General features: G+C 74.7%; 17 protein-coding genes. 9 read left to right on the top strand and 8 right to left on the bottom strand.

The window, feature by feature from the left end; genetic code table 11:
• Window positions 1-18 precede the first annotated feature (18 nt).
• Window positions 19-2931, bottom strand: coding sequence for a M36 family metallopeptidase (locus tag FB458_RS03895; RefSeq protein ID WP_141846942.1), 2913 nt, complete (start codon window positions 2929-2931; stop codon window positions 19-21).
• Between the two features lie 282 nt (window positions 2932-3213).
• On the opposite strand from FB458_RS03895, the gene FB458_RS03900 reads away from it, so the two are divergent.
• On the top strand, window positions 3214-4029 hold the full coding sequence (locus FB458_RS03900; protein WP_141846944.1) for a maleylpyruvate isomerase N-terminal domain-containing protein: 816 nt from the start codon (window positions 3214-3216) through the stop codon (window positions 4027-4029).
• Window positions 4030-4035: 6 nt separating this feature from the next.
• On the opposite strand, the gene FB458_RS03905 is transcribed toward FB458_RS03900, so the two are convergent.
• The 5 genes from FB458_RS03905 to FB458_RS03925 all read right to left on the bottom strand — a co-directional run bounded on the left by FB458_RS03905 (window position 4036) and on the right by FB458_RS03925 (window position 10990).
• Window positions 4036-4623 (bottom strand): NUDIX hydrolase, encoded by a 588-nt coding sequence (locus tag FB458_RS03905; protein ID WP_246061051.1) that lies wholly within the window; start codon window positions 4621-4623, stop codon window positions 4036-4038.
• A gap of 431 nt (window positions 4624-5054) precedes the next feature.
• Window positions 5055-6788 carry a thiamine pyrophosphate-dependent enzyme gene (locus FB458_RS03910; RefSeq protein ID WP_141846946.1) on the bottom strand — a complete coding sequence of 578 codons (1734 nt, stop codon included), beginning with the start codon at window positions 6786-6788 and terminating at the stop codon, window positions 5055-5057.
• On the bottom strand, window positions 6785-8326 hold the full coding sequence (locus FB458_RS03915) for an FMN-binding glutamate synthase family protein (RefSeq protein ID WP_141846948.1): 1542 nt from the start codon (window positions 8324-8326) through the stop codon (window positions 6785-6787). Before FB458_RS03915 ends, FB458_RS03910 begins: the two co-directional genes overlap by 4 nt.
• Before the next feature lie 63 nt (window positions 8327-8389).
• On the bottom strand, window positions 8390-9907 hold the full coding sequence (locus tag FB458_RS03920; RefSeq protein WP_141846950.1) for a flavin-containing monooxygenase: 1518 nt from the start codon (window positions 9905-9907) through the stop codon (window positions 8390-8392).
• Window positions 9908-9988: 81 nt separating this feature from the next.
• The gene (locus FB458_RS03925) at window positions 9989-10990 is read right to left on the bottom strand and encodes an AraC family transcriptional regulator (protein ID WP_141846952.1); all 1002 of its coding nucleotides are present in this window, start codon (window positions 10988-10990) and stop codon (window positions 9989-9991) included.
• A 65-nt stretch (window positions 10991-11055) separates the two neighbouring features.
• Here FB458_RS03925 and FB458_RS03930 point away from each other — a divergent pair, with 65 nt between their 5' ends.
• Window positions 11056-11838, top strand: coding sequence for a COG4705 family protein (locus FB458_RS03930; protein WP_246061052.1), 783 nt, complete (start codon window positions 11056-11058; stop codon window positions 11836-11838).
• Between the two features lie 37 nt (window positions 11839-11875).
• On the opposite strand, the gene FB458_RS03935 is transcribed toward FB458_RS03930, so the two are convergent.
• Together FB458_RS03935 and FB458_RS03940 are read right to left on the bottom strand one after the other, a co-directional pair.
• Entirely contained in the window at window positions 11876-12700 is an 825-nt protein-coding gene (locus tag FB458_RS03935) for a sugar phosphate isomerase/epimerase family protein (protein WP_141846954.1), read from the bottom strand.
• Window positions 12701-12704: 4 nt separating this feature from the next.
• Window positions 12705-13634 carry a Ppx/GppA phosphatase family protein gene (locus FB458_RS03940; protein WP_141846956.1) on the bottom strand — a complete coding sequence of 310 codons (930 nt, stop codon included), beginning with the start codon at window positions 13632-13634 and terminating at the stop codon, window positions 12705-12707.
• An 82-nt stretch (window positions 13635-13716) separates the two neighbouring features.
• Between FB458_RS03940 and FB458_RS03945 the strand changes: the two genes are divergently transcribed.
• The 7 genes from FB458_RS03945 (at window position 13717) to FB458_RS03975 (ending at window position 20354) form a co-directional block, all read left to right on the top strand.
• Window positions 13717-14625 carry a DUF3109 family protein gene (locus tag FB458_RS03945; protein WP_246061053.1) on the top strand — a complete coding sequence of 303 codons (909 nt, stop codon included), beginning with the start codon at window positions 13717-13719 and terminating at the stop codon, window positions 14623-14625.
• Window positions 14622-15338, top strand: a complete 717-nt coding sequence (locus tag FB458_RS03950) for a class I SAM-dependent methyltransferase (protein WP_246061054.1) — start codon at window positions 14622-14624, stop codon at window positions 15336-15338. The genes FB458_RS03945 and FB458_RS03950 overlap by 4 nt, the downstream gene beginning before the upstream one ends.
• A 597-nt stretch (window positions 15339-15935) precedes the next feature.
• Window positions 15936-17321 carry a DNA repair protein RadA gene (radA, locus tag FB458_RS03955; RefSeq protein ID WP_141846958.1) on the top strand — a complete coding sequence of 462 codons (1386 nt, stop codon included), beginning with the start codon at window positions 15936-15938 and terminating at the stop codon, window positions 17319-17321.
• Window positions 17322-17339: 18 nt separating this feature from the next.
• Window positions 17340-17804, top strand: coding sequence for a helix-turn-helix transcriptional regulator (locus tag FB458_RS03960; protein ID WP_246061055.1), 465 nt, complete (start codon window positions 17340-17342; stop codon window positions 17802-17804).
• Window positions 17805-17814: 10 nt separating this feature from the next.
• Window positions 17815-18225: a VOC family protein gene (locus tag FB458_RS03965; protein ID WP_141846962.1), complete on the top strand. Its 411-nt coding sequence runs from the start codon at window positions 17815-17817 to the stop codon at window positions 18223-18225.
• 160 nt (window positions 18226-18385) lie between these two features.
• Window positions 18386-19462 carry a DNA integrity scanning diadenylate cyclase DisA gene (gene disA / locus FB458_RS03970; protein ID WP_141846963.1) on the top strand — a complete coding sequence of 359 codons (1077 nt, stop codon included), beginning with the start codon at window positions 18386-18388 and terminating at the stop codon, window positions 19460-19462.
• A gap of 1 nt (window position 19463) precedes the next feature.
• Window positions 19464-20354: an HhH-GPD family protein gene (locus FB458_RS03975; protein ID WP_425460834.1), complete on the top strand. Its 891-nt coding sequence runs from the start codon at window positions 19464-19466 to the stop codon at window positions 20352-20354.
• Window positions 20355-20397 lie beyond the last annotated feature (43 nt).

Genomic DNA, 20397 nt, shown 5'->3' on the forward strand with positions numbered 1-20397 from the left:
ACACCGGGTGGCTGCGGGTCAGGCGGCGGGCTTGCCGAAGACCTGGAGCTCGGTCATGTCGGTGAACGTGCACCCGCCGAAACCGCCGGAGGGGCAGTTCGTCGCGAAGTCGGGGACCTGGTTGCCGAGGATCCAGAACTTGACGTAGGCCACGCCGGCCTTGCCGGCCGTCGGGGTCACGACGTTGTAGATCCCCCGGTTCGCCGTCCCGAAGGTGCCGGAGGCCGCGGTGGTCCACGTCGTGCCGTCGACCGAGGTGTCGATCCGGTAGGCGCCGGTGGCGGAGCTGCCCGGGTCGCCGCAGGTGTTCGACGGGTCGACCGCGAAGGTCTCGACGTCGACCGCCGACGGGAGCTTGACGACGATGAACTTCGGCACGAACACGTTGGTCGGCGTCCCGGCGTCGTCACCGGTCGTCGAGCCCCAGCCGGTGCCCTGGCTGCCGTCGATGGCCTGCGTCGGGCCGCAGTTGAAGGTGCTGAAGTCGGGGCCGTTGAAGGCCGTGACCGCCCCGCCGCCGCTGGCGGCGGCCCAGTCGCGGCGGACCGAGAAGTCGACCGGGGCCCCGCTGCCGACGGTGACGGACGTGCTCACCGTCTCGTAGCCGGGAGCGATCACGACGACCTTCGGGTAGGTGCCGTCGAGGACGCCACCGATCGAGTACGCGCCGGCCGCGTTGGTCGTCGCGGTGTAGTCGCTGCTGAACCCGGAGTCGTGGCCGGTGATCCGGACGACGGCGCCGGCGACCGGCTGTCCCGTCGTCGGGTCGGTGACGGTGCCCGACACGGTCGAGCGCGGGGCCTGGGGGCGCGGCGGCAGGTTGAAGTCCTGCGCCGGCTGGGCGTCGGCGGAGCCGAGGCTCCCGGCGAACCACCCCATGCCGCGGTTGGCGAAGACCTTCCACAGCGTGCTGCGGTGGGTGTCGCCGTAGACGACCTGGTCGGCCTGGAGGACGGCGTTGCGCATGTCGAGCATCGACGGGTCGGCCGGCGAGAGCGACATGGCGCGGGTGATGAGGCTGTCGGCCAGGCGCGAGCCGAGACGGGTGCGCAGGTCCCACAGGGTCTGCGCCCAGACCTCACCGGAGGCGTGGACCTCCGGGGCGCCGCCGATGAGCGGCAGGTCGCCGTACGTGTAGCCGCCGGGGCCGGCGACCGGCCCCTGGCAGGGCGCGGCGGTGCTGCCCACCGGGCAGTCGATCGCCTCGGTGCGGAAGAGGCCCTGGCCGCCGAGGGTGTACGTCGCCGCCTGGACGTCGCCGTCCTTCGCCGAGTCGGTGATGAACCCCTGGGAGACGAGGAAGTCGAGCGCGTAGTAGTCGCTCCACGCCTCGCCCATCGACCCGGCCTGCAGGCTGTTGAGGGTCGAGACGCCGGTCGCGTCGACGACGAGCCGGTTGGACAGCCCGTGGGTGTACTCGTGGAAGAGGATGCTCGCGTCGAAGGCGCCGCTCACCGCGAGGAACGGGTCCTGGCGCGACGTCGTCCCCGGCTGGTGCCAGAGGTACATCTGCATCGTCGGCGGCGTGCCGTCCGGCGGGGTGCTCATGTTGGCGTTGTCGATGTGGTTCGCGTCCGGCAGCCCGTCCGCCGTGTCGGCGCCGTCGAGCGCGTTGAGCAGGACCGGGTCGCCCCCGTTGGCCTGGAAGTTGCCGGCCTGCGGGGTGAACCCGATCGGCGCGCCCTCCAGGTGGTCGTGGAAGACGTTGCCGAGGTAGAAGGCGTTGGTGACGTCGGCGTTCGCGTTCTTGCGCCAGCTGTCGGCGACCCGCGGGTTCCACGTGCACACGTAGGCGGCGGAGCAGCCGGGCTGCGCGCCGTCGAAGGCCTTGAGGTCGAAGGTCGTGCCCGCGGCCGGGCCGGGGGTCTTCTCGCCCTTGCCGACGAGGTTGTCGTCGTCGACGTCGGCCCAGGCGACGACGTTCTTGCCGTTGAGCCAGGTGGCCGACGGGCTGATCCACCCCCGCGCGACCAGGTCGACGGCCTTGGGCTGCCCGCCCTTGGGCGCGCCCGGGTAGTAGTCGTAGACCTTGGCCGTGGCGTTGTCGTGGTCGACGGTGGAGCGGCGGAAGAGCACGGCGCCGCTCGAGGCGTCGACGACGTGCTGGTACGCCGACGTGGCGCCGGTGGTCACGTAGGTCGACCAGCCGCGGCGCAGCCCCGACGGGGTGAGGAACCAGACCTGCTTGGCGAAGTCGTGGTTGGACCAGGTCGTGTCGCCGGACGCGGCCTTGCCGCTGACGGTCGCCGACGCGGAGGCGGAGCCGCCGACGTCCTTCGCCGCCGCCGCCCGGGCGCCGGGGGCGTCGAGGGCGGGCGAGCCGGCGCGGGCCGCGAGCGCGGCGAGGCCGTGCACGGGCGAGCCCTGGACGGAGATCAGCCGACCGTCCTTCGCGACGTTGGCCTTGAGGCCGTTGCCGAAGACGGGGACACCCCGGACCGACTGCGTCCACGACAGGTGGTGGATGCCCTCGACGTCGACGTAGTCCTTGGCGCTCGAGAGCGTCGCGAGGTCGGCCTGGTCGAGGCCGAGCGCGGCGAGGTGGGAGCGCACGTAGCCCAGCGCGACGTCGGCCGCCGGCGCCGCGCTGGGCCCGGTGAGGTAGCCCTGGAGGACCGTGAGGTTGCGCGGCGTCAGGGTGAGCGGGTCGAGGTCGACCGAGGCGGAGCCGAGCCCGGCGGCCTTGCCGGCCGCGCTGAGCGAGGCGGTCGCCGCGGCCTTCGCCCCGGCGCGACCGGACTGCTGGCGGGCGTCGTAGTAGCCCTTCTCGTCGCCGCGCGCGCCGGCCGTCGGCGAGGGCGCCGCGGCGTCCGGGCCGGAGGCGGGTGCGGTCGCCGCGAGCCCCGGCAGCGCCGTGAGCCCGATGACGGCCACGGCGCCGGCGGTGGTGGCCGCCAGTCGGCGCGATGGCCGGGTGGTGCGTCGTGCCATGGTTCGTGTCCCTTCCGACCGGCCGTCCGCCGGCGTGTGACGACCCGGGCGGTGGCCCGGGTGCGCGAGTGGTGCGGGTCCTGCGGGTGCTGCGCCGACCGCCCCTGGGAGCCCGCGGGGAGGATCCTGCGAGATCGGCGGGAGGGCCCGACAGGTGGACAGTAGGGGCCAGGTCCGACACCCGCCACCCGGTGCCCGGGATGTCCGATCCGTAGGGCTGACAACGGGTCTCGTCCCCGGAGTCGGCTGCGCGGTGTCGGCCCCTCCTCCTAGGCTGCGGGCGTGCCCGCCCGTCTCGACCTCGACGCGTACGGCGACGCCCTCGGCGACGCCGCCACCGTGCTGCGCGAGAACGCCCGCCTCGCGGGGGCCGGGGCACCGGTCCCGACCTGTCCGGGGTGGACCGTCGGCGACCTCGTCCTGCACACCGGTCTCGTCCACCGGTGGGCGGCGGCGATCCTGCGCGGGGCCTCACCCCGGGACGCCGGGCCGATCGACGTGCCGGCCGACGGCGCCGGCGCGGCCGCCCTGGCCCGCGACGCCGGCCTCACCGGCGACCCCTACGAGTGGTACGACGCGCAGTGCGCCGACCTGCTCCAGGCGGTCGTCGACACCGACCCGGACGCCGACGTCTGGTTCTTCCTGCGCGACGCACCGCCGCCGCGGCTGGGGTGGACCCGCCGGCAGGCGCACGAGGTCACCGTCCACGCCGTCGACGCGATGGCCTCCCGGCTCGGGCGGGCGCCGGCGGTCCGCGAGCTGTGGTTCCGCTCCGCGCTCGCGGTCGACGGGGTCGACGAGCTGCTCACCGGGTTCGTGCCGCGCCCGAGCGCCCGGCTGCGCTCGGCGACGCCGTACCGGCTGCTCGTCGAGGCGGCCGACACCGGTGACGGCTGGCTGCTCGAGGTGGCGCAGGAGCCGGTGGTCACGACGCCCCTCGCACCGGGCGAGTCGCGGCCGGACCACGACGAGCGGTTCACCGCCGACGCGGTGCCGCTCTACCTGCACCTGTGGAACCGCGAGCCGGACGGCTCCGTGCTCGACTGCACGGACCCGGCCGTCCTCGCGCGGTGGCGCGAGCAGCTGCGGGTCGTCTGAGGCGGATCAGGCGGCGTCGACGGGAACGCTCGACTCCTCGACGTCGTCGAGCCGGGCGGCCGGCGCGCCCGGGCGCCACGCGTCGGCGAGATCGAGCAGCCGAGGGATCTCGCTGGGCCACAACGGTTCCCGGCCGTCGGTCGGGAGCGGGTCGGGGTCGACGGCGTCGAGCTCGGCCCGGGTCCACCAGCGGTGCGAGGTCATCGTCAGCCGCTCCTCGTCGGTGTGCCCGGCGGTGTCGATCTCGCCGGCCGGGACGCGGACGACCCAGAACAGCTCGTCCTGGTGGGTGACGACGTCGCTGAACCCGTGCACGACGGTGCGCGAGGCGAGCGGGCCGACGAGCTCGTCCTCGGTGACGACGAACCCGGTCTCCTCGGCGACCTCGCGGACGGCCGCCTGCTCGTCGCGCTCCCCCGCGTCGACGCCGCCGCCGGGGGTGATCCACCAGTGCGGCACCGGGTCGAGGCCGAGGTCGCTGTCGCGGAAGAGCAGGACCCGGCCGACGTCGTCGACGACGAGGACGCGCATGGCGCGGCGGGCGCGGTGCGGGCGCTGGGACGGCGGGACCTGGGTGGGGTGGTCGTGCGTCACGGCCCCGACGCTACCCGCCCCCCGCCCGCGTTCCGGACTCACGTTCTGCCGGCTGACAACGCTGTCATCGCCGGCGGAGGCGGCAGAACGTGAGTCCGGAACGCGCCGAGGGGTGGCGGCGGATCGCGGCGAGGGGCCCTGTCCGACCGCGCCGGCTCACCAGCTGCGGCCTCCCTTCGCCGTTGAGGGGAGGCCGCGAGCCGTCGGGATGTCCACCACCAGCTCGCTCGAGCTGCCCCCCACGGGCACCTGGCGCGAGTCGGGTGGTCGCCCGGGGCGACGAGGCCTGACCGGTACGCCTCGCGCTGGGCTGGGGAGCACGACGTCGAAGCCACCCGAGCGCGCTTCGTCGTCGAGCACCACTTTCCTCACCCCGCCCCGTCGTGGCACGTCCTGACGTATGACGATCAGGTGTCCGGGCGACACAAGAGTCAGCGGGACGAGGTGAGGATCTCCTTGCTCTTGGCGATGGCGAAACCCCAGGCCTGACCGACCTTCGGCTTGGGCGGGACCGAGATCTCGTCGGGGTTGGTGACGACGTCGAGCAGGGTCGGGCCGTCGTGGGCCAGCGCCCAGGCCACCGCCCCCTCGACGTCCTGCGGGTCGGTGACCCGGCGCGCCTGCAGCCCCATGGCCGTCGCCACCGCGGCGATGTCGGGGTTGTCGAGCTGGGTGCCGAACTCGGGCAGCCCGCCCTGCTCCTGCTCGAGCTTGACCATCCCCAGACGGGAGTTGTCGAAGACGACGACGGTCACCGGGAGCCGGTAGGTGACGGCGGTGCGCAGGTCGCCGAGGAGCATCATCAGGCCGCCGTCGCCGGCGAACGCGACCACCGGACGGGACCGGTCGAGGGCCTGGGCACCGAGCGCCTGCGGCATCGCGTTGGCCATCGAGCCCAGGTTGTAGGAGCCGACCAGCCGCCGGGTCCCGCGCATCATGACGAACCGCGAGAGCCACACCGTCGACATCCCCGTGTCAGAGGTGAAGACGGTGTCGTCGGGCGCGAGCCGGTCGAGCACCGCCGCGACGGCCTCGGGCCGGATGAGGTCGTCGGGGTTGTCGAAAACGGAGCGGACCTTGCCGACGAGCGAGTGGTCGTGGTCTGGTCTCGTGAGCCGTTCCTGCCCCTCGCGCCAGTCGGCGTACGACGACACGGCGTCCTCGAGGTGCCCCCGCTCCTCCTGCCGCGGCAGCCGCGCGAGCAGGTCGCACAGCGTGGCCCGGCTGTCGCCGACGAGGGCGTGGTCGACCGAGATCCGGCGGCCGATGTGGGCCTGGCGCACGTCGAGCTGGACGACCGTCTTCCCCTGGGGATACCAGTCCCGGTAGGGGAAGTCGGTGCCCACCATGAGCAGCACGTCGCAGCCGTCGAGCGCCTCCGCCGCGGCGGGGTTGCCGATGAGCCCGGACTGGCCGACCTCGTACGGGTTGTCGCGCTCGAGGCCCTCCTTGGCCTTGAGCGAGAGGACCATCGGGGCGCCGAGCCGCTCGGCCAGCTCGAGCACCTCGTCGCGCGCGTGCTTGGCGCCGCAGCCGACCAGGAGGGTGACCTTCGCGCCCGACAGCACCTCGACGGCCGCGTGCACCTGGTCCTCGGGAGCGCCGGCGAACGCCGGCGGCGGGGCGAACCGCGGCGCCGGGGTGTCCTTGGCCAGCTCGAGCCCGCCGAGGTCGCCGGGCAGGGTGAGGACGGCGACCCCCTGCGCGGCGTAGGCGGCGTTGACCGCCTGCTCGAGCAGCTGGGGCATCTGCGACGCTGAGGTGACGGTGCGGTTGAAGACGGCGACGTCGGCGAAGAGCCGGTCGTTGTCGACCTCCTGGAAGAAGTCCGACCCCATCTCCTCGCTCGGCACCTGCCCGCAGATGGCGAGGACGGGGGCGTGCGACTTGGCGGCGTCGTACAGGCCGTTGAGCAGGTGCACCGAGCCGGGGCCCACCGTGCCCATGCAGACGGCGATCCTCCCCGTCAGCTGGGCCTGCGCGCTCACCGCGAAGGCGGCCGCCTCCTCGTGGCGCACCCCCACCCACTCGATGTCCTCGCGGTCCTTCCCCCGGCGGCGGATGGCGTCGGTGACGGGGTTGAGGGCGTCGCCGACGACGCCCCACACCTGGCGCACGCCGTGGTCGGCGAGCGCGTCGACGATGCTCTCGGCGACGGTGGTCATGCGGTCCTCCTGCTGGTCGGGTGGGCGGCGCGGAAGGTGTCGGGGCGGGCGGCGGCCCAGTCGGCCGCCCACGACGGTCGGGGGCCCTCGAGCAGCTCGCCGGGCTCGAGCCAGTCGTGAAGCTGCGCGTACGACGCCTGGTGGCGCACGTCGACGTTGACCCGCAGCTGGTGCGGCGTCAGCTCGGCCGGGCTGTGCACGCCCATCGCCGCCATGAGGGTGACGGCCTCGGCGACGGTGGCCTGCTGGTAGCGCTGGACCCGCTGCGCCTTGTCGCCGACGTCGAGCGCCAGCGCCCGGGCGTGGCTCTGGGTGGCGACGCCCACCGGGCACTTGTCGGTGTGGCACTTCTGGGCCTGGATGCAGCCGACGGCCATCATCATGGCCCGCGCCGAGTTGGTGTAGTCGGCGCCCTGGACGAGCCGCTTGACGATGTCGCTGGCGCCGACGACCTTGCCGCTGGCCCCGAGCCTGACCGTGTCCCGCAGGCCGGCGCCGACGAGCGCGTTGTGCACCGTCATCAGGCCGTCGGTGAGCGGCATGCCGACGTGGTCCTCGAACTCGAGCGGCGCCGCGCCGGTGCCGCCCTCGGAGCCGTCGACGACGATGAAGTCCGGTGCCGTGCCGACCTCGAGCATCGCCTTGACCATGGCGAGGACGTCGGTGCGCGAGCCGACGCACAGCTTGAACCCGGCGGGCTTGCCGCCGGCGAGGTCGCGCATCCGCGCGATGAACTCGATGAGCTCGACCGGGGTGGAGAAGACCTTGTGCTGCGCAGGGCTCACGCACTTCTGGCCCTGCGGGACCTCGCGGATCCGGGCGATCTCCTCGCTGACCTTGGCCGCGGGCAGGACGCCGCCGATGCCGGGCTTGGCGCCCTGGCTCAGCTTGAGCGACACGCACTTCACCCGGTCGTCGGCGGACTTGTCGGCGAACTGCCGTTCGTCGAAGTCGCCGTCCTTCGTGCGGGTCGAGAAGTACCCGCTGCCGACCTCCCAGACGAGGTCGCCGCCGTGCTCGAGGTGGTACGGCGACAGCCCGCCCTCGCCGGTGTCGTGGGCGAACCCGCCCATCTTCGCGCCCTTGTTGAGCGCGCGGATCGCGTTGGCGGACAACGCCCCGAAGCTCATCGCCGACACGTTGAGCAGGCTCATCGAGTAGGGCTTGCTGCAGTCCGGCCCGCCGATCAGGACCCGGTGCGGCTCCTTCGGCTCGGCGACCGGGACGGTCGAGTGGACGAGGAACTCGTAGCCGACCTCGTTGACGTCGCGCTCGGTGCCGAACGGCTGCTCGGTCATCGTGCCCTTCGCCCGCTCGTAGACGAGCGACCGGGTGTCGCGGTCGAACGGCCGCCCGTCCCAGTTGCGCTCGATGAAGTACTGCTGCAGCTCGGGACGCAGGTCCTCGAGCAGGAAGCGCAGGTGCCCGACGACGGGGTAGTTGCGCAGGACGCTGTGGCGACGCTGGAGGACGTCGTACAGGCCGAGGGCGCCGAGGGCGCCGGCCCCCGCGGAGAGGGCGGCACGGGTTCGGCTCATGCGACGACGAGTGCCCGATCGGCCCCGCGGCAAACGGCCGCCGGAGACCTTGCCAGCCGGCTCTCAGGCGGCGGCCGTCGTGCTGTCCTCGCGTCGGGTCGGGGCGCCCCGGCCGGTCCACGGCCGCAGGTCCTGGGTGAAGCGGCCGCGCAGGTTGACGACCCGGTCGACCACGTAGTTCTGCGGGATGGTCCACGGGGCGCGGTCACCCTGGTGCGGGAACGCGGAGATCGCGCGCCTGACGTAGCCCGACGTGAGGTCGATGACCGGGCGCTTGCCCAGACCCGCCGGAGCGACCGGGGCGACGGCCCGCAGGCCCTGCTCGTCGAGGTGGGTGAGGACCTTGGTGACGAGCTGCGCGGTGAGGTCGGCGCGCAGCGTCCACGACGAGTTGACGTAGCCGACGACGAAGGCGAGGTTCGGGATGCCCTCGATCATCGCTCCGCGCCAGACCGCCCGGCTGCTGAGGTCGACCGGCTCGCCGTCGACGACGACCTCGATGCCGCCGGCCATGAGCAGCTGCAGCCCGGTCGCGGTGACGACGACGTCGGCCGGCAGGGTGCGGCCGCTGCGCAGCCGCACGCCCTCGGGCACGAAGCGGTCGACGTGGTCGGTGACGACGTGGGTGCGCCCGTCGGCCAGCGCCCGGAAGAAGTCCCCGCCGGGGGCCGCGCAGATGCGCTGGTCCCAGGGGTTGTACGGCGGCGTGAAGTGCTCCCGCACGACGTCGGCCCCGACGGTGCGGCTGGCGCCGGCCAGCAGCGCCCGGCGGGTGAGGGCCGGGAAGCGGCGGGCCAGCGCGTAGGTGACGATCCGCTCGCCGATGTGCTTGGCCCGCAGGATCCTGTGGGCGACCTGCTCGGGGACGCGGCCGCGCAGCTTCTCCACCCAGGCCTCGCGCGACGGCACGGCGGCGATCCACGTGGGGGTGCGCTGGAGCATCGTCACGTCGGCGCCGAGGTCGGCCAGCGCCGGCACGAGGGTGATGGCGGTCGCGCCGGAGCCGATGACGACGACGCGGCGGCCGGCGACGTCGAGGTCCTGCGGCCAGTGCTGGGGGTGGACGACCTGCCCGGCGAACTCGTCGCGACCGGCGAACTGCGGCGTGAAGCCCTCGTCGTAGCGGTAGTAGCCGGTGCAGAGCAGCAGGAAGGAGCAGGTGAGGGTGCGGCGCTCCGTCCGGCCGTCCTGGGTGACCTCGAGGTCGAGCTCCCACCGCGCGGCGTCGCTGTCCCACGACGCGCGGGCGACCCGGTGCGCGTAGCGGATGTGCCGGTCGATGCCGGTCTCGCGCACCGCCTCCTCGATGTACTCGCGGATCTGCGTGCCGCCGGCGAGCAGCGCGTCACCCTTCCACGGCTTGAAGGGGAAGCCGAAGGAGAAGATGTCCGAGTCGCTGCGGATGCCGGGGTAGCGGAACAGGTCCCAGGTGCCGCCGAGCGCGGCGCGGCCCTCGAGGACGGCGTAGGTGCGGCCGGGGTGCTGCTGCTGGACCCGGTACGCCGCGTCGACGCCGGAGATGCCGGCGCCGACGATGACGACGTCGAGGTGCTCGGGGCGCTCGGGCTGCGTGGTGCTCATACCCCCAGGATGCCCGGACCGGGCCGCGGGTACTTGGCCGGGGGCGACAGCCTTTTGTCCCTGCGCGACAGGTGGGCGGGGTCAGCCGGCGCGGCGGACCTGGGTCGGCGTGCTCCCCCACCACCGCCGCGCGGCGCGGGTGAGCGCCGCCTGCTCGGCCAGCCCGAGCGCCGAGGCGACCCGCGCCATCGGCAGGTCGGTCGTCGTCAGCAGCCGGCGCGCGGTCTCGCGGCGCACGTCGTCGAGGACGGTCGCGAACGTCGTCCCCTCGGCAGCGAGGCGGCGCTGCAGGGTGCGCGGGTGCAGGGCGAGCAGCCGCGCGACGGCGCCGATCTCGAGCCGGGTCGTGCCGATCGACTGGGCGAGGGTCGCGTGCACCAGCGCGGTGGTGGACGTCAGTGCGGCGGCGCCCCGCCGTTGCAGCAGGGCGAGCGCGATCCGGCGGGTGTCCTCGTCGCCGCTCACCGTCGGCGTCGCGGCGAAGCCCGCGACCACGCGCAGCCGCGCGACCGGCTGCCCGGGGTGCACCGGGGCGCCGTACAGCTCCTCGTACGGCGCGAGCCCGGCGGGCGGGTCGTAGGGCAGCTCGACCGAGCGCAGGCCGTAGGGACCGCCGACGAGGTCGAGCGCGGCGCGGTGGACGAAGGCCATCGTCAGGTCGGTGCCCTGGACGGGGTAGGAGCCCTCGGCGGTCATGTCGAGGCGCAGCGCGACGACGCCGCGGGCGCCGCGGGGGTCGGGCTCGACGGTCAGCCGCATGACGTCGCTGTGGACGAAGAGGTAGCGCGAGGTGCACTCCAGCGCCTCCCCCAGCGTCGGGCTGGAGCGGATGGCGAGCGCCAGCGGGCCGAGCATGGCGATCTCCTGGCGGCGGGCGACGCGCAGCGCGAGGTCGGGGCAGGCCAGCTCCGCGGCGGCGGTCTCCAGCAGGACGGCCATGGCGACGTCGGAGACGAGCAGGTCGTCGGAGTCGAGGGCCTCCGGCGGCAGACCGCTGCGCCGGGCCAGGTCGTCGGCGTCCCCGCCGAGCTCGGCGACGACCGAGCGCAGCCCGCGGATGCCCGCCGACCGGATGACCGTCACGCAGGCGAGCGTACGGCGCCGTCCCGTCTCAGCACGGTCTCAGCCGCGCCCGGGACCATGGTCGGGTGACCGAGCCCGTCGCCGACCGCCGCCCCCGCGTGCCCGCCACCCCGATCGCCTCGGGCGTCAGCCGCGTCGCGCTGCCGACCGTCGGCTTCTGGGTCGCCAAGGCGCTGTCGACCGCGATGGGCGAGTCGGTCTCGGACTGGTCGACGAAGGCGGTCGACCCGGTGCTCGCGGTGCTGGCCGGCTTCGCCCTCTTCGTCGTTGCGCTGGCCTGGCAGCTGACCCGGCGGGCCTACCGGCCGTGGGCGTACTGGACCGCCGTCGCCATGGTGGGCATCTTCGGCACGATGGCGGCGGACGTCGCGCACGTGGCCCTCGGGCTGCCGTACGCCGTCTCGTTCGTGCTCTGCGCGGTGCTGCTCGGCGGGCTCTTCGCGCTGTGGAAGCGGACCGAGGGCACGCTCGACGTCCACGACGTGACGACGACGCGGCGCGAGCTGCTCTACTGGGCCGCGGTCGTGCTGACCTTCGCCATGGGCACCGCGCTCGGCGACCTCACCGCGACGACGCTCCACCTGGGGTACGTCGCCTCGATCGTCCTCTTCGCGGTGGCGATCCTCGTGCCCGTGGTCGGCTACCGCCGGTTCGGCTGGGGCGCGGTGCCGTCGTTCTGGACGGCCTACGTCCTCACCCGCCCGGTCGGTGCGTCCGTCGCCGACTGGCTCGGGAAGCCGGTGCGCGAGCACGGCGTCGGGCTCGGGTCCGGCCCGGTGGGGCTCGTCCTCGTCGTCGCGCTCGTCGTCGCCGTCGCGGTCACCGCCCGCCGCGACCCCACCTCCTGAGGAGACCCGGGCGGAACACCGGCCCCGCGTCACCGGGTCACGTGGTGGGCGGCGCGAAGAGGTGCAGGCGGGCGAAGGCGAGGGACTCGGCGAGGTCGACCTCTCGCTGCGCCGGCCCGGCCTTGCGGGTCGACACCTCGACGACGACGTCACCGCGGAAACCGCTGTCCGGAGCCGCGATCCGCTCGAGCAGCTCGGCGCAGGGCTGACCCCCGCGACCGGGCACCAGGTGCTCGTCGCGGGTCGAGCCGGACCCGTCGGCGAGGTGCACGTGGGCGAGCCGCGGGCCGAGCGCGGCGGCCTGGGCGAGCGCGTCCGACTGCGCCGTCGCCGTGTGCGACAGGTCGAGCGTCACGTGGTCGTAGGGCTGGTCGACCGGGTCCCAGCCGGGCAGGTAGGCCATCAGCTCGCGCCGGCCGGCGCGCCACGGGTACATGTTCTCGACGGCGATCCGCACCCCGGAGTCGTGCTCGCGCAGCGCCACCCCGTCGGTGAACTCCTCGGCGTAGTCCTTCTGCCAGCGGAACGGCGGGTGCACGACGACGGTCGGCGCGCCCACCGCGAGCGCCAGCTCGACCGACCGGTCGACCTTCGGCCACGGGTCGGGCCCGAACACCCGCTGGGTGACGAGCAGGGTCGGGGCGTGGACGGCGAGGACGGGCAGCCCGTGCCGCTCGGACAGGGCCCGGATCGCCGCGGCGTCCTGGGAGACCGGGTCGGTCCAGACCATGACCTCGACGCCGTCGTACCCCAGCCGCTGCGCCGTCGCGAAGGCCGTCGCGCACCCGTCCGGGTAGACCGACGAGCTCGACAGCCCGACCCGCGGCTCGTGCGGTGACGCCGGATCGGCCGGGGCGGGCACGGCCTCAGACCTCGAGGTGGTCGAGCCGCCGCAGGATGATTCCCTCGCGCAGCGCCCACGGGCAGACCTCGAGCGCCTCGACGCGCAGCAGGTCGAGGGCGGCGTCGGCGACGAGCGCCCCGCCGAGCAGCTGGTGGGCCCGGCTCGGCGAGACCCCGGGCAGCAGCGCGCGCTCGGCGGCGGTCGCCGACGCGAGCCGGGGCACCATCGCGGCGACGTCGGCGGCGGTGAGGTGCCGGGGCACGTACGGGCCGTCGTCGCGCGGCGCCGCGCCGGCGATCCGGGCCAGCGAGCGCAGGGTCTTGCTCGTCCCGACGACCCGGTCGGGCCCGCCGCCGACGAGCAGCGGACGCAGCTCGCGGGCGAGCACCGTGCGCACGTGCCGGCGTGCGGCGGCGACGGCCTCGGGCGACGGGGGGTCGCCGGGCAGGTGGTCGCGGGTGACCCGGCCGGCCCCGAGCGGCACGCTGACCGCCGCGTCGGGCTCCTCGTCGATGCCGGTCGCCAGCTCGAGCGACCCGCCGCCGATGTCGACGACGAGCAGCCGCCCCGACGACCAGCCGTACCAGCGCCGCACGGCGAGGAAGGTCAGCCGGGCCTCGTCGCGCCCGGACAGCACGTCGAGCGCCACCCCGGTCTCGGCGCGCACCCGGTCGAGGACGGCCTCGCCGTTCGGCGCCTCGCGGATCGCCGACGTCGCGAACGCGACGAGGTCCTCGACGCCCTGGTCCTCGGCGAGGGTGAGGCACTCGCGGACGAAGGCCACGAGGCGCCGTACGGCGTCCTCCCCGATGGAGCCGTCGGCGAGCATCCCCTCGGAGAGGCGCAGCTCGACCTTGTGCGAGCTCGCGGGCAGCGGCTGGGCCCCCCGGTGGGCGTCGACGACGAGCAGGTGCACGGTGTTGGAGCCGATGTCGACGACCCCGAGGCGCATGCGGTGAGGGTATCGGTCGCCGTACGGCGTCGCCGGTGCGCCTCTCGCGCGCGGCCCACCGGACTCCACCTAGGGTGTGCGCGTGCCCGAAGTCGCCCTCGACATGCCCCGCCTGTGGGTCGAGTTCACCGACCCCGAGGACGACGGGCAGCGGTTCCGCTGCGACCTGACCTGGCTGACGTCGAGCTGGACGTGCATCTACGGCAACGGCTGCCAGGGGATCTACGCCGACCGGCCCGACGACGGCTGCTGCACCCTCGGCGCGCACTTCACCGAGGACGCCGACCTCGAGCGGGTCCGCGCGGTCGCCGGCGAGCTCGGCCCCGACGAGTGGCAGCTGCGCGACGAGGCCGTCGACGCCGGTGGCGGGCTGCCGCTCGACGGCTGGACCGAGCTCGAGGACGGGGTGCGCAAGACCCGGGTCGTCGACGGCGCGTGCATCTTCCTCAACCGGCCCGGTTTCCCCGCGGGACAGGGCTGCTCGCTGCACCAGCACGCGGTGCTGCAGGGCAAGCCGGCGACGATGCTCAAGCCGGAGGTGTGCTGGCAGCTGCCGATCCGCCGCGCCTACCGCACCGTCGAGCAGCCCGACGACAGCAGCTACCTCGAGGTGACGATCACCGAGTACGACCGGCGCGGCTGGGGCCCCGGCGGGCACGACCTGGACTGGTACTGCTCGGGCAACCCCGAGGCGCACGTGGGCCGCGAGCCGGTCTACCGCAGCAGCAAGGCCGAGCTCGTCGAGCTGATGGGCGAGGGCGCGTACGAGCAGCTCGTCGTGCGCTGCGAGGCGCACCTGCGCTCCGTGCAGGCCGCGTGGCGGACCGGCAACCGCAAGCTCCTGCCGCTGCTCGTCCACCCGGCGACGCTGGCCGCGCAGGACGAGGCCGCCGCGGGCGGTCCGGCCCGCAAGGCGGCGATCCGGGCGGCCGCCGAGAAGGCGGCCAAGGGCAAGCCCGGCAAGGCCGGCAAGGCGTCCAAGCGCCGGTGAGCGCACCGGTGGAGGGCGTCATCCCCAGCCCGAACATCTGGTCCTCACCCGACGTCTACGAGCTGGAGAACACCGGCGTCGACCGGTCGGGCGTCCTCGACGCCGCGCTGCGCGAGGTCGCCGACTGGACGGGGCGCGACGTGCTCGACGTCGGCTGCGGCGCCGGGTTCCACCTGCCTCGCCTGGCCGCGACCGCCCGGTCGGTGGTCGGGGTCGAGCCGCACCCGCCGCTGGTGGAGCGCGCCCGGGCGCGCGTCGCGGGACTCCGTACGGCGACCGGTGGGCCGGTCCGCGTCGTGGCCGCCGGCGCGGCGGCGACCGGGCTGCCGGACACGTCGGTCGACGTCGTGCAGGCGCGGTGGGCGTACTTCTTCGGGCCGGGCTGCGAGCCGGGGCTCGCCGAGCTGGCGCGGGTGGTGCGCCCGGGCGGGACGGCGTGCGTCGTCGACGTCGACGCGACCCGGTCGACCTTCGGTGGGTCGTTCCGGCGGACCTGGCCGGACTACGACCCCGACGCCGTCGACCGGTTCTGGCGGCGGCAGGGGTGGACGACCGACCGGCTGAGCGTCGACTGGTCGTGGCCGACGCGGGAGCAGTTCGAGGCGGTGCTGCGCATCGAGCTGTCGCCGGAGGCGGCCGACCGGGTGCTCGCCGAGGACCCGGAGCGGACGGGGTGCGACTACGGCGTCGTGCTGCGGTGGCGGCGGTACTGACCCGTCCCAGGTCAGCACACCTAGGCGAGGTCGTCGACGAGCTTGGCGATGCGGCGCGCGCGGGTGGCGTCCTGGACGGCCGTCTCGACGGCGTGCGCAGCCGACGCCGCTCGGCGGGGCGACGCGCCTCGAAGGCCGCGCGCCGGCCGGCGTCCTCCAGCGCCTCGCGGACGTCCTCCGGCACGGGCACGACGTCGGGGTCGACCGGCCGCAGCCGGCAGCGGACGACCGCGCCCGGCTCCTCCCCCAGTCGGCGCTGCAACCACGGCCCGGCGTAGAGGAAGGCGTCGTCGACGACGTCGGCGCGGTTGAGCCCGAGGTTGACCTCGACGTCCTCGATGCGGCCCTCGACCCGGCGGGTCCGCTCGGCGCGGCAGGCGGCGTCGAGGTCGGCGGGCACCCGGACGACCGGGTACGCGCTGCGACCCCACGCGAGGACCTCGAGGGGCGCGTCGAAGGTCACCCAGCCGCCGCTCACGCCTCCACTGTGCGGGGACCGGCGGGCGGGTCGCCACCGTGCCGCCGGCAGGACGCCGTACGGCGTCGTCGGGGGTCACCGCGGGGGGTCTGTCGGCGCCGTCGCCTAGCCTTCCGCGCATGGCGACGAGAGCGGCGACGGGGAAGCGGACGAGCGGGTACCGCTGCTCGGAGTGCGGCTGGGCGACCGTCAAGTGGGTCGGGCGGTGCGGCGAGTGCCAGGCCTGGGGGACGGTCAGCGAGATCGGGGCCGCGGCGACGCGCACCACCGCGGCCGCGGCCCCGACCCGGCCCGCCGTGCGGATCGGGCAGGTCGACGCGGCCCGGGCCGCGGCGCGGCCGACCGGGGTGGGCGAGTTCGACCGGGTGCTCGGCGGCGGGCTGGTGCCCGGCGCCGTCGTCCTCGTGGCCGGCGAGCCGGGGATCGGGAAGTCGACGCTGCTGCTCGACGTGTCGGCGCGGGCGGCCCGCGACGGCGCGACGGTGCTCTACGTCAGCGGCGAGGAGTCCGCCGCGCAGGTGCGGATGCGCGCCGAGCGGATCGAGGCGATGGCGCACACCCTGTTCCTCGCCTCCGAGACCGACCTGGCCACCGTGCTCGGGCAGGTCGAGCAGCTCCAGCCCGACCTGCTCGTCGTCGACTCGGTCCAGACCATCGCCAGCGCCGAGGTCGAGGGCGCCGCGGGCAACGTCTCGCAGGTGCGCGAGGTCGCCGCGACCCTCATCGCCGCCGCGAAGTCGCGCGGCACCGCGGTCCTGCTCGTCGGGCACGTGACCAAGGACGGCTCGATCGCCGGGCCGCGGCTGCTCGAGCACCTCGTCGACGTCGTCGTCGGCTTCGAGGGCGACCGGCACTCGCGGCTGCGGCTCGTGCGGGCGGTGAAGAACCGCTACGGCCCGACCGACGAGGTCGGCTGCTTCGACCTGTCCGACGTCGGCATCGTCGGGCTCGCCGACCCGAGCGGGCTCTTCATGACCCGGCGTGAGGAGGCCGTCCCGGGCACGTGCATCACGGTCACCCTCGAGGGGCGCCGCCCGCTCGTCGCCGAGGTCCAGGCCCTCGTCGCCGACACCAAGCTGCCGCAGCCGCGGCGCACGACCAACGGGCTCGACTCGGGGCGGGTGGCGATGACGATGGCCGTCCTCGACCGGCGCGTCGGGGTCAAGGTCGGCGCGATGGACGCCTACGTCGCCACGGTCGGCGGGGTGCGCCTCACCGAGCCGGCCGCCGACCTCGCCGTCGCGCTGGCCGTCGCGTCGTCGGCGGCCGACCGGCCGCTGCCACCGCTGTCCGTCGCGTTCGGCGAGGTCGGCCTGGCCGGGGAGATCCGGCCGGTGACCGGTATCCCGCGCCGGCTGGCCGAGGCGGCCCGGCTCGGGTTCCGCACCGCCTACGTCCCCGTCGGGGTGATCGGGTCCGGGCCGATGCCGGAGGGGATCCGCGTCGTCGAGCTGCCCGACCTCGGCCGTGCCGTGTCGACCGCGCTGATGCCCGCCGTGCGCTGACGGTCGAGGATCTCAGCCGTGTCCGAGGCGCAGGTCGCGACCAACCGCACGATGCTGCGGGTCCGCGACACCATCGACCGCGACTATGCGAGCGAGCTCGACCTGCCGGCGCTGGCCCGGGTCGCGCACGTCTCTCCCGACCACCTCGTGCGGACCTTCAAGCGCGTCTTCGGCGAGACCCCGCACCGCTACCTCCAGCGCCGCCGCGTCGAGCGGGCGATGTTCCTGCTGCGCACGAGCGATGACGACGTCCTCGCGATCTGCCACGCCGTGGGGTTCAGCAGCCTCGGCACCTTCGGGCGCACCTTCGCCCAGGTCGTCGGGGAGACGCCGACGCAGCACCGGGCGCGCGGTCCGCTGCCGCCCGCGCACGGGTGCTTCGCGATGGCCTGGACGCGACCGGCGTCGTACGGCGCGTCGTCCGGGGCGTCGCACGGCGGCTCGTCGGTTTCGGAGAAGCGGGAGGCGACCGGTGACTCGTAGCGTCCTGGCCATGAACCTCTCCTTCACCCGCCTCAGCTCGATCTACGTCCTCGACCAGGACCGCGCCCTCGACTTCTACGTCGGTGTGCTCGGCCTCGAGAAGGCCAGCGACGTCGACTTCGGCGTCATGCGCTGGCTCACCGTCAAGGTGCCCGGCGACGAGCGCGAGATCCTGCTCGAGAAGCCCGGGGCGCCGGCCCACGACCCGGCGACCGCCGAGACCGTGCGCGAGCTGGTCGCCAAGGGCGCCGGCGGCGGCTGGCTGGCCTTCCAGGTCGAGGACGTCGACGCCGTCCACGCCGAGCTCGTCGCCGCGGGGGTGGAGATCACCCAGCCGCCGACGGACATGCCCTACGGGCGCGACTTCGGGGCCCGCGACCCGTTCGGCAACACCCTGCGCTTCGGCAACGTCCACGCCTGACCGGGCACAGGGAACCCCACGTCCTGCGGCGGGCGCCCGCATCAGGACGTGGGGTTCCCTGTGTCCGGAGCGGCGGGCGCGGCGGCCCCTGGCTCCCGGGAGCCCCGGTTAGACTCGCGCACGCCCGCCGTCCGCGACCGAAAGCGACCGACCCCTCCCCATGGAACGCAGCGACGACGACCTGCTCCGCGCCACGCTCGCGGCCGTCGCCCCCGGCACGCAGCTGCGCGACGGGCTCGAGCGGATCCTGCGCGGACGCACCGGTGCCCTCCTCGTGCTCGGCCACGACCGGCTCGTCGAGTCGCTCAGCTCCGGCGGCTTCCCGCTCGACATCGAGTTCTCCGCCCAGCGGCTGCGCGAGCTGAGCAAGATGGACGGCGCCGTCGTGCTCGACCGCGACGGCTCGCGCATCGTGCGCGCCAACACCCAGCTCGTCCCCGACCCGGGCATCGAGACCTCCGAGTCGGGCACCCGGCACCGCACGGCGCAGCGCATCGCCATCCAGACCGGCTACCCGGTCGTCTCGGTGAGCCAGTCGATGCGGATCATCCAGCTCTACGTCGGCCACCGCCGCCACGTCGTCGAGGACAGCGCGGCGATCCTGTCCAAGGCCAACCAGGCGCTGCAGACCCTCGAGCGCTACAAGGCCCGCCTCGACGAGGTCACCGGCACGCTGTCGGCCCTCGAGATCGAGGACCTCGTCACCGTCCGCGACGTCGCGAGCGTCGTCCAGCGCCTGGAGATGGTGCGCCGGATCAGCGAGGAGATCACCGGCTACGTCGTCGAGCTCGGCACCGACGGACGCCTGCTCGGGATGCAGCTCGAGGAGCTGACCGGCGGTCTCGGCAACGACCGCGAGCTCGTCATCCGCGACTACCTGTGGGCGACCAAGTCCGAGCGCTCCCTCGACGAGGTGCTGCTCGAGCTGATGGCCCTCGGCAGCACCGAGCTGCTCGACCTCGCCGCCCCCGCCCGCGCTGTCGGCTTCTCCGTCGTCGGCGACTCCCTCGACAGCGCGGTGAGCCCCCGCGGGTTCCGGCTGCTGACCAAGGTGCCGCGGCTGCCGGGCGCCATCGTCGACCGGCTCGTCGACCACTTCGAGTCGCTCCAGCGGCTGCTCGCGGCCAACCTCGAGGACCTCATGGCCGTCGAGGGCGTCGGGGAGAACCGTGCCCGCGCCGTCCGCGAGGGTCTGTCGCGCCTGGCCGAGTCGAGCATCCTCGAGCGCTACGTCTGACGTGCACGCGCTGGCCCCCGACCTCGGCGCGCTGCACCGCCGGGTGCTCGACTGGTACGCCGGCGCCTCGCGTCCCCTCCCCTGGCGCGAGCCGGGGACGACGCCGTACGGCGTCCTGCTGTCCGAGGTGATGAGCCAGCAGACCCCGGTCGCGCGGGTCGCGCCGATCTGGCGCGAGTGGCTGGAGCGCTGGCCGACGCCGGCCGCGCTGGCGGCGGCCTCCCCCGGCGACGTCGTCCGCGCCTGGGGCCGGCTCGGCTACCCGCGCCGCGCACTGCGGCTGCACGAGGCCGCGATCGCGATGGTGCAGCGGCACGGCGGCGAGGTGCCGTCGACGCCCGAGGAGCTGCGGGCCCTGCCCGGGGTCGGCGACTACACCGCCTCCGCCGTCGCCTGCTTCGCGTACGACGCCCCCGTGCCGGTCGTCGACACCAACGTCCGCCGGGTGCTCGTGCGCCTGCTCGACGGCGAGGCGCAGGCCGCCCCGGCGCTCACCCGCCACGAGCGCGACCTCGCCCTGGCCGCACTGCCCGTCGCCGACGCCGACGCGGTGACCTGGGGCGTCGCGGCGATGGAGCTGGGGGCCCTGGTCTGCACGGCGCGCACACCCCGGTGCGAGGAGTGCCCGGTCGAGGACCTGTGCGCGTGGCGGGCGGCGGGCAGCCCGCCGTACGCCGGGCCGGTCAAGCGCACCCAGCGCTGGGAGGGGACCGACCGGCAGGCCCGCGGCGCGCTGATGGCGGTCCTGCGCGAGGCCCCCGGGCCGGTGCCGGCCGAGCGGCTCGCCCTCGCCTGGCCGCAGGAGGCGCAGCGCGACCGCTGCCTGCACAGCCTCGTCGTCGACGGGCTCGTCGAGCCGCTCGACGGGGACCGCTACCGCCTCCCCGCCTGACCGCTCCACCCCTGCTGCGTTCCGGACTCACGTTGTGCCGCGA

It is taken from the genome of Lapillicoccus jejuensis (assembly GCF_006715055.1).
Classification (GTDB): Bacteria; Actinomycetota; Actinomycetes; order Actinomycetales; family Dermatophilaceae; genus Lapillicoccus; species Lapillicoccus jejuensis.